Annotated in this window: 12 protein-coding genes; 4 read left to right on the top strand and 8 right to left on the bottom strand. The window is 65.7% G+C overall.

Translation table 11 applies throughout. From position 1 onward, the window contains the following. Positions 1–186 precede the first annotated feature (186 nt). From soxX to ffh, 8 genes are all read right to left on the bottom strand, one after another. Positions 187–876 carry a sulfur oxidation c-type cytochrome SoxX gene (gene soxX, locus TK90_RS02145; RefSeq protein ID WP_012981846.1) on the bottom strand — a complete coding sequence of 230 codons (690 nt, stop codon included), beginning with the start codon at positions 874–876 and terminating at the stop codon, positions 187–189. A 27-nt stretch (positions 877–903) separates the two neighbouring features. Next, the gene (gene soxA, locus TK90_RS02140; RefSeq protein ID WP_041444153.1) at positions 904–1,722 is read right to left on the bottom strand and encodes a sulfur oxidation c-type cytochrome SoxA; all 819 of its coding nucleotides are present in this window, start codon (positions 1,720–1,722) and stop codon (positions 904–906) included. A 367-nt stretch (positions 1,723–2,089) separates the two neighbouring features. Next, entirely contained in the window at positions 2,090–2,665 is a 576-nt protein-coding gene (locus TK90_RS02135) for a methylated-DNA--[protein]-cysteine S-methyltransferase (protein ID WP_012981844.1), read from the bottom strand. Continuing rightward, a complete protein-coding gene (gene rplS / locus TK90_RS02130) occupies positions 2,665–3,030 on the bottom strand; it encodes a 50S ribosomal protein L19 (RefSeq protein WP_012981843.1) in 366 nt (121 codons plus the stop codon). The genes TK90_RS02135 and rplS overlap by 1 nt, the downstream gene beginning before the upstream one ends. Positions 3,031–3,039: 9 nt before the next feature. Continuing rightward, positions 3,040–3,807, bottom strand: a complete 768-nt coding sequence (trmD, locus tag TK90_RS02125) for a tRNA (guanosine(37)-N1)-methyltransferase TrmD (protein ID WP_012981842.1) — start codon at positions 3,805–3,807, stop codon at positions 3,040–3,042. 8 nt (positions 3,808–3,815) lie between these two features. Continuing rightward, positions 3,816–4,325, bottom strand: coding sequence for a ribosome maturation factor RimM (rimM, locus tag TK90_RS02120; protein WP_012981841.1), 510 nt, complete (start codon positions 4,323–4,325; stop codon positions 3,816–3,818). Between the two features lie 41 nt (positions 4,326–4,366). After that, entirely contained in the window at positions 4,367–4,624 is a 258-nt protein-coding gene (gene rpsP / locus TK90_RS02115; RefSeq protein ID WP_012981840.1) for a 30S ribosomal protein S16, read from the bottom strand. A 103-nt stretch (positions 4,625–4,727) separates the two neighbouring features. Then, a complete protein-coding gene (gene ffh, locus TK90_RS02110) occupies positions 4,728–6,116 on the bottom strand; it encodes a signal recognition particle protein (RefSeq protein WP_012981839.1) in 1,389 nt (462 codons plus the stop codon). 156 nt (positions 6,117–6,272) lie between these two features. Here ffh and TK90_RS02105 point away from each other — a divergent pair, with 156 nt between their 5' ends. The 4 genes from TK90_RS02105 to TK90_RS02090 all read left to right on the top strand — a co-directional run bounded on the left by TK90_RS02105 (position 6,273) and on the right by TK90_RS02090 (position 11,439). Next, a complete protein-coding gene (locus TK90_RS02105) occupies positions 6,273–7,073 on the top strand; it encodes an inner membrane protein YpjD (RefSeq protein WP_012981838.1) in 801 nt (266 codons plus the stop codon). 105 nt (positions 7,074–7,178) lie between these two features. Continuing rightward, positions 7,179–8,465, top strand: a complete 1,287-nt coding sequence (locus TK90_RS02100) for an HlyC/CorC family transporter (RefSeq protein WP_012981837.1) — start codon at positions 7,179–7,181, stop codon at positions 8,463–8,465. Further along, a complete protein-coding gene (gene radA, locus TK90_RS02095; RefSeq protein WP_012981836.1) occupies positions 8,465–9,811 on the top strand; it encodes a DNA repair protein RadA in 1,347 nt (448 codons plus the stop codon). The genes TK90_RS02100 and radA overlap by 1 nt, the downstream gene beginning before the upstream one ends. Positions 9,812–10,446: 635 nt before the next feature. After that, on the top strand, positions 10,447–11,439 hold the full coding sequence (locus tag TK90_RS02090; RefSeq protein ID WP_012981835.1) for an IS110 family transposase: 993 nt from the start codon (positions 10,447–10,449) through the stop codon (positions 11,437–11,439). Positions 11,440–11,881: the final 442 nt, after the last annotated feature.

Genomic DNA, 11,881 nt, shown 5'->3' with positions numbered 1-11,881 from the left:
GGCCCATCGGTTCCCCTGTTCAGCCCATCTGTGCGGCCCGGCGGACACGCTCGCAAAAAAGCCGAGCAAACACCCAACCGCAGAAATTTGTAAGGAAGCGGGTTGCCGCGCGCCTGGCGCGACAACCCGTTCTACTGCCTTGCTGCACCGGCCCCGATGGGGCCGAGCAGCTGTCGTGCAAGACGACTACCGGTTGTTAACCGGGGACTCCGGGTCGAGCAGGTAGGCCATGATGTGGCTGATCTGCTCTTCGGTCAGCAGCCCCTGGAAACGCGGCATCTGCGTGCAGGGGAAATACTGGTGCGGGTTGGAGATCACCTGATGCACGTACTGACGGATCTCCTGGCTGTCGCCACGCTGCGCACCGTAGTTTTCGAGGTTCGGGCCAATGGTGCCCTGTACCGAAACGCTCGAATCCATCACGTGGCAGTTGTAGCAGTTGCCACCCTGCTCGCGGGTGCCGTGATCATCGTTGTTGTGGCCGATGCGGTAGCCGAAGCCGGAATCCGCCAGCTCGGCGCCCCTGCGCCAGTCACCCAGCTCGATGTCGCCTTCCGGCGCTTCGTACTGCTCGCGGGCGAGTGCTACAACCCGACCGGCAGTTTCACCGTCCAGATCATTGCGGGTGGAGTCGAACGAGCAGGCCTTCTGGATCTCGTCCTGGGTCATACGGTCGCGCCAGGTACCGCCTTCCTGCATCTCCTGATCACGCCAGCTGTTGGTCTCGAAGATGAGATGCTCAGCCAGCTCCTCGGCACTCATGGCCGTGATATCCACGTCATCCGCCTTGTTGCCATCGGCGACGGCACAGCCGGCAGCCAGGGCGACGGATGCAAATGCGGCTACACCGGCCGCAACAGTGTTTTTATTAAACATACTTGATGTCTCCTATTGCGTCCGTAGTTACCGCTTCAGGTCGGGCAGGATGGCCGGTTCGCCACGCGCCGCGTCATTCCAGTAGGAGATCAGCGCGGTGTTCACCGGGGTATCCGGCAGGATACCGGCATGACGCATCTGCCATACGCAACCACGGATACGGTGGTTCTGGCTGCGGACGTTATCCTGTCCAGCGCGGTGGGCCGGCCAGGAAACCGCCTTGGTCCACTCCTGCGAGTTACGCATTTCCGGCAGCACGGACGCACGGATCTGCTTGCCCGAATCGCCATGGCAAGCCGCGCAGTTGAAGTCCATCGCGCCGCCACGGCGGAAGAAGAGCTTCTCGCCCGCGTCACGCATCGCCTGCTCTTCCGGGTGGTCCAGCGGCGGATTCCAGGCATAGCCGGACGACTGGTGCGCGATATAAGTCGTCAGACGCATGATGTCCGAGCCGGAACCATGACGCTGGGAGACAGCGGAATCGTCGCTGGTAAAGCCCTGGATTTCCTTCATGCAGTGCACGAGGCGCTGCTCGAAGTCCATGACCTTGCCGACGTCGTCGAAGTACCGCGGCAGTTCGACGTAGGCACCTTCCAGCACGCCCTCGCCCTTGCCGAAGTCGCAGCTTTCGAGCGATGCGTTATTCGGGCCGCGCTCTTCGTGGAACAGGCGCTCGCCGTCATCCAGCAGCCACAGGGCGGGGTTGTCCGGCATCATCATGATGTTCATTTCACTCTGATGCAGGTACTTCGAGTCGGGCTGCGCCTCGAGCAGCATCTGCAGGACGTCGTTCGGATCCTGCCATTCATCCGCTTGGGCCGCGGTACCCGCAACCCCGACCGCCATTGCTACGGGCAACGCAAGCAATGCTTTCTTGAACATGGAAACCTCCATCACACGGTTTTTTCGATACGGTCCGTGACCGGAGCGGCCCGGACCTGTGTAGCAGAGTGCTGAACCGGGGTCCGTGCTGTCAACACAAAAAGCTATATTAGCTTTTTCTAACAGTCTGTTTTTCAAGGATTCTCGGAGCCCAGCACCGTCTGGCAGACGCAGCATACGCGAATTCTATTCCGCCGGGTGATGGAATTTTCGGGGGTATCGTCTCACCGACCCTGGCCAGGCCAGACGAGGTGCCTGGCAAGCCATTGAACTAGGAAGAAAACCGCGCCGCGCACGAAGGGCACGCTGCCAGTAACTGGAGTGGGAAGCGCTAGCCGAGCTGGGGCACACCTTCGTGAACGAGCAGGGCGCGTTTCACTTCGGCCAACGGGCCATCCTGGTCGCCCGCGTAGCCACCAATGTCGCGCGTACCGCGGTGACGCGCGGACACCACGCGATGACAGGGGATGAACAACGGCCAGGGGTTGGTGCGGCAGGCTTGGCCCACCGCGCGCGGGGCCGAGCCGATCTGCGAGGCAATCTGCGCGTAGGTCCGCACCTCGCCGACGGGGATGGCCGAGAGCGCGGCCCAGACCCGGCGTGCGTGCTCCGTCCCCGGCGGTACCGCTGGCGTTGCCCGCCACTTGGTCGGATCGCGGGCGTAGTCTGCAGGGTCGAAGGCAGGAGGGGACCGGTCAGCGGTCGGGATATCCCGCAGCGGGGACAAATCGAGTGGATCGTCGGGGCGCTGCCAGCCACAGGCCAGCAGATCCCCCTGCCCGGACTCCAGCCACACAAAAGCCAGCGCGACTCCCGGCAGGAGACAGCGCTGGCTTCGCATGGCCAAGTCGGCCGACAACGGAAAACCGGGTGGGCGCGAGCGGAGCTGCGCGGCCACCCTGGTCATCAGGCGCCGTTCCGGTTCGCCTTGATGTCTTCCTTGATGCGCGCGGCCTTGCCAGTGCGATCCCGCAGGAAGTACAGCTTGGAGCGACGGACCTTGCCGCGGCGCTTCACCTTGATCTCGGCAATCTGCGGGCTGTGCGTCTGGAAGGTCCGCTCCACGCCATTGCCGTAGGAGACCTTGCGCAGGGTGAACGCCGAGTTGAGGCCACGGCTGCGCTTGCCGATCACCACGCCCTCGAAGGCCTGCAGGCGCTCGCGCTCGCCTTCGCGCACCTTCACCTGCACCACCAGGGTGTCGCCCGGACCAAAGTCCGGCACGTCGGACTTCATCTGTTCGGCTTCCAGTTCCTGAATCACGCTGTTCATTGTTCGACCTCAATCATCGCTTTCGGTGTGCGGACCGCCCTTCCGGCGTTCCACACGGTATTCGTCCAACAGGGCCAGATCCTCGACCCCAAGTTCTTCGCGCGCCAGCACGTCCGGCCGCCGTTCCCAAGTGCGCCCCAGCGCCTCGCGCCGCCGCCAGCGCCGGATCGCGCCATGGTCGCCACCCAGCAAAACCTGCGGTACCGCGCGCCCAGCCACAACCTCTGGCCGCGTGTAGTGCGGGCAGTCGAGCAGGCCCTCGCTGAACGAGTCCTGCCCGGCGGAATCCGCGTGCCCGAGCACACCCGGGAGCAGGCGCGCACAGGCATCGATGACTACCATCGCGCCCAGCTCGCCACCGGACAGGACATAGTCGCCCAGCGACCATTCCTCGTCGACCTGCGCCTCGATGAAGCGCTCGTCGATGCCCTCGTAGCGGCCGCACACCAGTGCCACCCGCGGCTTCCTGACCAGCTCCCGCAACATCGCCTGCCGGATCGGCCGCCCCTGGGGGGTCAGGGCGATCACGTGCAGGGGCGCCGTCGCGTCGGCTCGCGCCGCCTCCAGCGCGGACGCCAGCGGCCCATACTGCATGACCATGCCGGGACCACCGCCATAGGGGCGGTCATCCACCGCCTGATGGAAACCGGCCCCCCAGTCACGCGGGTTCCAGGTCTCCAGTGCGAGCCGTCCCTGCTGCACCGCCCGCCCGGTCACCCCGGACTCGCCCACCGCCGTTACCAGTTCCGGAAACAGCGTGACGATATCGAAGCGCATCGTCCGCCTCAGAATTCCGGATCCCAGTCGACCCGCAACCGCCGGCCCTCCAGGTCCACATCCAGGATGTACTGGCCCCGCACCCAGGGGATCAGTCGTTCGCGATCGCCGCGCACGACCAGCACATCGTTGGCGCCCGTCTCCATGAATCCGGAGATGCGCCCCAGCGCGGTCCCGTCCTGGTGCTCGACCTTCATACCCAGCAGGTCGGCCCAGTAGTACTCGCCGTCCTCGGCGGGCGGGAGCCAGTCGCGTTCGATCGCCAGTTCGGCGCCCATCAGGCCGTAGGCCGCCTCGCGATCGGCGGTCTCGGCAAATTTCATCACGACGCCGTGCCCGTGGGCCCGGCCCGCTTCGACCTCCACCAGCCGCCAGTCGGCGCCGGCACGCAGCCACAAATGGGGGAAGTCGGCAATCGCGGCGCGTGGCTCGGTCTCGGAAAAGATCCGCACCCAGCCCTTCACGCCGTACACCCCGGAGACGCGTCCGACGCGGATGCGTTCACCCGCCTCGTTCATCACCGGGGTTCGGACTACGCGTAATCAGCGAGCCGACGGCCTCAGGCCGCGGCTTGCTGCTTGCGGTAGCCCTTGACCAGGTGGTTCACGCGCTCGGACATGCCAGCACCGTGGCCCAGCCAGTAGTCCACGCGTTCCAGGTCAATGCGCAGCGGCTCTTCCTGACCGCGGGCGACCGGGTTGAAGAAGCCGATCTGTTCCTTGTAGCCGCTGTCCCGACGCTTGCGCGAATCGGTGACGACGATCGAGTAGAACGGGCGCTTTTTGGCGCCGCGGCGAAGCAGGCGAATCGTAACCATATGTTCTGTTGAACCCCGTTTGAGTCCGTTTTCTCGAGAAAACGCGCGATTATAACGAATCCCGCCGCCAGCACAAGGTGCCGAGGCCGGTAGCGTCCTCCGGCTAGCGGAACGGCATGCCCCCACCGGGGCCACCCATTCCACCCATGCCGCCCAATTTTCCACCCAGGGCGCGCATCATCTTCGATGCGCCACCCTTGGAGAATTTTTTCATCGCCTTGCTCATCTGCGCGTGCTGCTTGAGCAGGCGGTTCACATCCTGGATCTGGGTGCCGGACCCGGCGGCAATCCGGCGCTTGCGCGAACCCTTGATGATGTCCGGGTGGCGACGCTCGTGCTCGGTCATCGACGAAATCACCGCCATCATGCGACCGATCTCCTTGTCGTTGGCCTGGTTCTTCACCGCGTCCGGCAGCTTGCCGCCGCCGGGCAGCTTTTCCAGCATCGAGCTGATCCCGCCCATCTTCTGCATCTGACCGAGCTGTTCGCGCAGGTCGTTCAGGTCAAAGCCGCGCCCCTTCTTCAGCTTGCGCGTGAGCTTGGCGGCCTTGTCCTGGTCGACCTGGCGGCTGGCCTCCTCGACCAGCGACAGGACATCGCCCTTGCCGAGGATGCGCGAGGCGATACGTTCGGGGTGGAACGGCTCCAGCGCATCCGGGCGCTCGCCCATGCCGATGAACTTGATCGGCACCCCCGTGATCTGGCGCACCGACAGCGCAGCGCCGCCGCGGGCGTCACCGTCAGCCTTGGTGAGCACCACCCCCGTCAGCGGCAGGGCCTCGCCAAAAGCGCGCGCGGTGTTCGCCGCGTCCTGGCCGGTCATGGAGTCGACCACAAACAGGGTCTCGATCGGGTCGATCGCCTGATGCAGGGCCTTCACCTCGGCCATCATGTCTTCGTCGACATGCAGCCGCCCGGCGGTATCCACCAGCAGCACCTCGGTACCATCGCGGCGCGCCCGGGCAACGGCCTCGCTCGCGATCGCCTCGGGCTTCTGGCTGGTATCGCTGGGATAGAACGTGACCTCGACCTGCCCGGCCAGGGTCTCCAGCTGCTGGATCGCCGCCGGCCGATAGACGTCGCAGCTGACCACCGCGACCTTCTTCTTCTCGCGCTCGCGCAACAGGCGCGCGAGCTTGCCGATACTGGTGGTCTTGCCCGCGCCCTGCAGACCGGCCACCAGCACCACGGCCGGCGGCTGGACCGCCAGATTCAGCGCGGCGTTCTCCCCGCCCATCGTCGCGACCAGCTCGTCATGGACGACCTTGATCAGGGCCTGCCCCGGGGTGAGGCTCCCAATGACCTCCTGGCCCAGCGCCTTTTCCTTGACGTCCTTGACGAACTCGCGCACCACCGGCAGGGCCACATCGGCCTCCAGCAGTGCCATGCGCACCTCGCGCAGGGCGTCCTGAATATTGTCCTCGGTGAGCCGCGCCTGGCCTTTCAGGCGCTTCATGGTCTCCTGGAGGCGGCTGGAAAGGCCGTCGAACATCGTCTGTCCTCGTCTCGCTCGTTCTGGCCCGGCCCGTGCCGGGAAAGACCGTACAGTATAGCGGCCTCGCCACCCGGCCTGCACGGCCCCAGTCGTGTTCCGGGATTGCCGCCCCGAATGTGCATTCAGGATCGGGAGCGGGGATAATCGCCGCCCATGACCACCGTTGCCGGATTGCTTGCCGTAGCGCTGTATCTCGCCACCACGGGATACCTGATCGTCGCCACCCGCACCCAGCCCCTGGCCGCCGGGCAGCCCCGCGCGCCCCTGGTGCTCTGGCTGGCGGCCCTGATCGTGCACCTGGCGGCACTGATCCCGCTGGTCGTAACCGAGGCCGGGCTGAACCTGTGCCTGGGCAATGCCCTGTCCGCGTCGCTGTGGCTGGTGGCTGCGCTGTTGTGGCTGACCGCCCTGCGCCACCCGCTGGCCGTACTGGGCGTGATGATCCTGCCGCTGACTGCGCTGGCCGCCCTTGGCGCACTGCTGTGCGAAGACGGTACCCGCTACGCAACCTCGGCCGGGATCGACGTGCATATCCTGTTCTCGGCGCTCGGATGGGCCTTCCTCGCGCTGTCCACGGCCCAAGCCGCAGTCATGGCTGCCCAGCACCGCGCACTGCACAACCATCACACCTCGGGGATCGTGCGCTACCTGCCGCCGCTGTTCTCGATGGAGGTCTGGTTGTTCCGCATGATCTTCATCGGCTGGCTGTTCCTTGGGCTCAGCCTGCTCTCCGGCCTGATCTTCGTCGACGACCTGTTCGCCCAGCATCTGGTACACAAGACCATCCTGTCGCTGCTGGCCTGGGTGATCTTCTCCATCCTGCTGCTCGGGCGCTGGCGCCTGGGCTGGCGCGGGACGCGCGCCCTTGCATGGACTACTGGCGGCTTCGTGGTGCTGGTGCTGGCCTACTTTGGCTCCAAGCTGGTGCTGGAAGTCATCCTCGGGCGTGTCTGATGGCACTCCCGGCCGGCCGGCTTGACACCCCGGCGGCGCTTGCCTGAAATGACCCAGACGCCCTTCACGGGGCGACCACCCCATCCCTGACCCGCAGGCCGCCCCTTGCAAGAGATCCCGCTCTCCTTTCTGTTCGGCGCCCTGATCGTTCTGTTCCTGCTGTCGGCGTTTTTCTCCGGTTCGGAGACCGCGCTGATGGCACTGAACCGCTACCGCATGCGCCACCGCGCGCAGACTGGACACCGGGGCGCTGCACTCGCCGCCCGGCTGCTGGAGCGGCCGGACCGCCTGATTGGCCTGATCCTGCTGGGCAACAATTTCGTCAATATCCTGATCGCGCAAATCGCCACCTTTATCGGCTGGCGACTATTCGGCGATACCGGCGTGGCCATTGCTACCGGCGTTCTTACGCTCACCCTGCTGATCTTCGCCGAGACAGCCCCCAAGACCCTCGCGGCCCTGCACAGCGAACGTGTCGCCTACCCGGCGGCCTGGGTCTATACCGGCCTGCTGAAGGTGATGTGGCCGGTGGTCTGGATGATCAACGTGATGGCCAATGGCGTATTGCGCCTGTTCGGGGTACACATGAAGCCCGGCCAGCGCTCGGCCCTGAATACCGACGAGCTGCGCAGCGTGGTCTCCGAGGCCGGCGCGCTGATCCCGGCCAACCATCAGCGCATGCTGCTGAATCTGCTGGATCTGGAGCGCACGACGGTCGAGGACATCATGATCCCGCGCAACGAGATCGTGGTCCTGGATCTGAACGAACCCTGGAACGAGGTCGTCGAGCAGCTGGTACACGGCAGCTTCACCCGCCTGCCGGTGGTCGAGGGCGAACTGGACCATATCGTCGGCTTCCTGCACCGGCGCGACGTGATCCCGCTGATCGAGCGCGATGACTTCGATGCCGAAGACCTGCGCCAGATCCTGACCCCGCCCTACTTCATCCCCGAAGGCACGGCGCTGAACCGCCAGCTGATCAACTTCCAGCAGCAGAAAAAGCGGATCGGCCTGGTGGTGGACGAGTATGGCGACATCGAGGGACTGATCACGCTGGAAGACCTGCTGGAGGAGATTGTCGGAGAGTTCACCACCGACTCCCCGGCCATGAGCGACGACGTGCTGCGCCAGGAGGACGGCTCGGCGATGGTCGATGGCGGCATCCACCTGCGCGAGCTCAACCGCTCGCTGGGCCTGGAGCTCCCGGTGGATGGCCCCAAGACCCTCAGCGGACTGATCGTGGAATACCTTGAGAGCATTCCCGAGGCGCCAGTAAGCGTGCGCATCAATGACGTGGTGATGGACATCGTGCAGATCAAGAACAACACCATCCGCACGGTGCGCGTGGTCGCCCCTGATCTACCGACAAGCCCGGACAACAAGGAAGCCTGATGGCGAAGGCGAAGACCCAGTACGTCTGCCGGGAATGCGGCGCGGTGAGCCCCAAGTGGGCCGGCCAGTGCGGCGACTGCGGCGCCTGGAACACCCTGGAGGAGGCCGTACCGGCCACCCAGGCCGGCCCACGTGGCGGCTACGCCGGCGAGGTCGCCGGCATCACCCGGCTGGGCGAAGTGGAGGCCGGCGAGGTCCCGCGCACCGGCACCGGCTTGTCGGAACTGGACCGTGCCCTGGGCGGCGGGCTGGTACACGGATCGGTCGTGCTGCTGGGCGGCGATCCGGGGATCGGCAAGTCCACCCTGCTGCTGCAGACCCTGGCCATGCTGCCGGTCGGCGACACGCTCTATGTGACCGGCGAGGAATCCGCCCAGCAGATCAGCATGCGCGCGCGCCGCCTCGGGCTCGAGGTCGACGGACTGCGCCTTTTGACCGAGACGCAGGTGGAAAACGTGATCGCCACCTGCGAACGCGAACGCCCGCGCGTGCTGGTGATCGACTCCATCCAGACGCTCTATACCGCCGCGCTGCAGTCCGCGCCCGGCTCGGTCGGCCAGGTGCGCGAGAGCGCCGCGGCACTCGTACGCCTGGCCAAACAGCGTGGCATCACCGTGATCCTGGTCGGCCATGTGACCAAGGACGGCCAGCTCGCCGGCCCGCGCGTGCTGGAGCACATGGTCGATACCGTGCTCTATTTCGAGGGCGACCCGGACGGGCGCTACCGCATGCTGCGCGCGGTGAAGAACCGCTTTGGCGCGGTCAACGAGCTGGGCGTGTTCGCCATGCTGGAGAACGGCCTGAAGGCAGTCTCCAACCCCTCCGCGATCTTCCTCTCGCGCCACCAGGGCCCGGTGCCCGGCAGCGTGGTAATGGTCACCCGCGAGGGCACCCGACCACTGCTGGTGGAGGTACAGGCCCTGGTCTCCGAGAGCCATGCCCCGCAGCCACGGCGCATCACCGTCGGCCTGGAACAGAACCGCCTGACCATGCTGCTGGCCGTCCTGCACCGCCACGGGGGCGTGGCCCTGTTCGACCAGGACGTTTTCATTAACGTGGTCGGCGGCGTGCGCGTCACCGAGACGGCCGCCGACCTGCCGATGCTGGCCGCCGCCCTGTCGAGCTTTCGCGACCGGCCGCTGCCGCAGGAGATGCTGGCCTTTGGCGAGGTCGGGCTGGCCGGCGAGATCCGGCCTGTGCCGAACGGCGAGGAGCGCCTGCGCGAGGCGGCCAAGCACGGCTATACCCGGGCGATCGCGCCGGCGGCCAACGCGCCACGCAAGCCCATCAAGGGCATGGAAGTGGTCGCGGTCTCCCGCCTCTCGGAAGTCCTCGACGCCCTGTAGTGCCTGGCCCCGCCGCCTCTTCTGGCTAGGCTCGGTTCGTCATCTGGTGTTTACGATGGCTTCGTCCGGCCGCCTGCCTGCGCTGTCTCGCCAGCGCGCCGCGCCAGTTCTTAATCAAAAACGGGCTTCTTTGCTCGTGCAAAGAAGTACCCAAGAAACACGCCCGGGATTCGCCCGGGAACCTTGCTCCGGACGCGCCAGGCCGGCGGCGCTGAAACTCGCTGCGCCTTCGGCTTCGCTCAGACAGTTAGCGTCCCCGTTACTATTTTGAATCGTCCGGCCTGTCACACCCTCCACAAAGGGCTCATATCGGGAGGGTAGGTCAAAACCGACGGTGTCCCCGTACCTGTCCTAAGCCCCGAGCTGTAGGGTGCGTTGAGCGCAGCGAAACGCACCACTCCGACGCCGGGGCAACCCAGATGCGATTCGCTGCGCTCATCCGCATCCTTGTGTCTTGCGGTTCACGGATCGCTACCATGGACCGCACCGGGCTCGGGGTAACCCGATCGCATCCTGAGGTCACGAACCTGTGCCGTAGATGGGCCCCCGAGTCCTTTTTCATCTCGAAGTTTGAACGGTATCCAAGCCCCCCGTAAGGGACGGGTGAGGCTGTACGGACAAGGCGAGAGGACGAGATGGCCCATATCGGCATTGATGTCAGCAAGAACAAGCTCGACTGCATGTGGGTCCGGGATCTGGAGGCGGGCAAGGTCAAGCCGAAGGTATTCCCGAACCGCCAGGACCAGTATCCGGAGTTGCTGCGCTGGCTGCAGCGCAACACGGGTGAAGCGCCCGAGACGCTTCAGGTGTATCTGGAAGCCACCGGCATCTATCACGAACCGCTGGCCTACTGGCTGCATGAGCAGGGGGTTCGGGTCCATGTGCTGAACCCGGCCCAAGTGCGCTTCCACGCCCAGGGCATGGGGGTGCGCAACAAGACCGACCGCAAGGACAGCATGATGCTGGCGCGTTACGGCATCGAGCGCGCGCCACGGCGCTGGCAGCCCGAGCCGCCCGAGGTGCGGGAGCTCAAGCGCCTGCTCAGCCGGCTGGAAGCCCTTGAGGAGGACATCCGGCGCGAGGAGAATCGCCTGGAGAAGGCGCAGTTCAGCGAGGACACCCTCGCCCAGGCGTCGATCGACAACGTGCTGCAAGCCCTGCGCGAGGAACACCGTCGGCTACAGCAGCAGATCGATGATCACTTCGACGCGCATGATCATCTCAAGCGGGATCGGGCCTTGCTGGAGAGCATCCCCGGCATCGGCCGGGTGTTGTCGGCGTCGATGGCCGCGACGTTGCGCAGCCGTGCGTTCACGAGTGCTCGGCAGGCGGCGGCGTTCCATGGGCTGGTACCGGTCCTGCAGGAGTCCGGGACCTCGGTCCAGCGACCCCCGCGGCTGGCGAAGGCCGGCTCGGGGCGGCTGCGCAAAACGCTCTACATGGCCGCTGTGGTGGCCACCCGCTACAACCCGGACGTGCGGCGCCAGTACCACCGCCTCCTGAGGCGGGGCAAAGCCAAGATGGCCGCCATCGGGGCGGCCATGCGCAAGCTCCTGCACATCGCCTTCGGCGTCCTCAAGTCGCAAACCCCGTATCAACCCCGAAATGACACGCCTTGCACCTCATAGGGCAAGACGGTATCTACGACGGGTTCTGGCGCCCACTGGCAGGCGCGGCACGCCAGGGCCGAAGGCCGCGCGTGCCCAGGATGTTGGAACACCTTGCCTCCAGCCATTCGCACAAACGTCAGGACCGCCGTTGTCTTGACCTTCATCCCCCGTATGAAGCCCCTTGCGGAAGGGTCCTCGGGGCGGAAGAGAGGCGCTGACTGTCTGAGCGGAGCCGAAGGCGCAGCGAGTTTCAGCGCCGCCGGCCCGAGGACCCTGGAGCAAGGTTCCCGGGCGGAATCCGGGTGCCCTTCTTTGGGTACTTTCTTGGGCAAGCAAGAAAGTACCTCGCGGCGCGCTCGCGAGTGAGCGCTTGGCAGGCGGCCGGACGAAGCCATCGTAAACACCAGACGACGAACCAGGCCCAGCCTGAACAGCCGCGGCAAAAGCCGGAAACGAAAAA

The organism is Thioalkalivibrio sp. K90mix (assembly GCF_000025545.1).
GTDB lineage: Bacteria > Pseudomonadota > Gammaproteobacteria > Ectothiorhodospirales > Ectothiorhodospiraceae > Thioalkalivibrio.
The sequence above is the reverse complement of the archived record's forward strand: the minus strand, read 5'-3'. Positions and strand labels throughout refer to the sequence as shown.

What these genes read in the sequence shown, in the direction of transcription:
- TK90_RS02135 (WP_012981844.1), bottom strand. Translation starts at nt 2,665, where the DNA reads ATGACCAGGGTGGCCGCGCAGCTCCGCTCGCGCCCACCCGGTTTTCCG.
- soxA (WP_041444153.1), bottom strand. Translation starts at nt 1,722, where the DNA reads ATGGCGGTCGGGGTTGCGGGTACCGCGGCCCAAGCGGATGAATGGCAG.
- ffh (WP_012981839.1), bottom strand. Translation starts at nt 6,116, where the DNA reads ATGTTCGACGGCCTTTCCAGCCGCCTCCAGGAGACCATGAAGCGCCTG.
- rplS (WP_012981843.1), bottom strand. Translation starts at nt 3,030, where the DNA reads ATGAACAGCGTGATTCAGGAACTGGAAGCCGAACAGATGAAGTCCGAC.
- TK90_RS02105 (WP_012981838.1), top strand. Translation starts at nt 6,273, where the DNA reads ATGACCACCGTTGCCGGATTGCTTGCCGTAGCGCTGTATCTCGCCACC.
- soxX (WP_012981846.1), bottom strand. Translation starts at nt 876, where the DNA reads ATGTTTAATAAAAACACTGTTGCGGCCGGTGTAGCCGCATTTGCATCC.
- trmD (WP_012981842.1), bottom strand. Translation starts at nt 3,807, where the DNA reads ATGCGCTTCGATATCGTCACGCTGTTTCCGGAACTGGTAACGGCGGTG.
- rpsP (WP_012981840.1), bottom strand. Translation starts at nt 4,624, where the DNA reads ATGGTTACGATTCGCCTGCTTCGCCGCGGCGCCAAAAAGCGCCCGTTC.
- TK90_RS02090 (WP_012981835.1), top strand. Translation starts at nt 10,447, where the DNA reads ATGGCCCATATCGGCATTGATGTCAGCAAGAACAAGCTCGACTGCATG.
- radA (WP_012981836.1), top strand. Translation starts at nt 8,465, where the DNA reads ATGGCGAAGGCGAAGACCCAGTACGTCTGCCGGGAATGCGGCGCGGTG.
- rimM (WP_012981841.1), bottom strand. Translation starts at nt 4,325, where the DNA reads ATGAACGAGGCGGGTGAACGCATCCGCGTCGGACGCGTCTCCGGGGTG.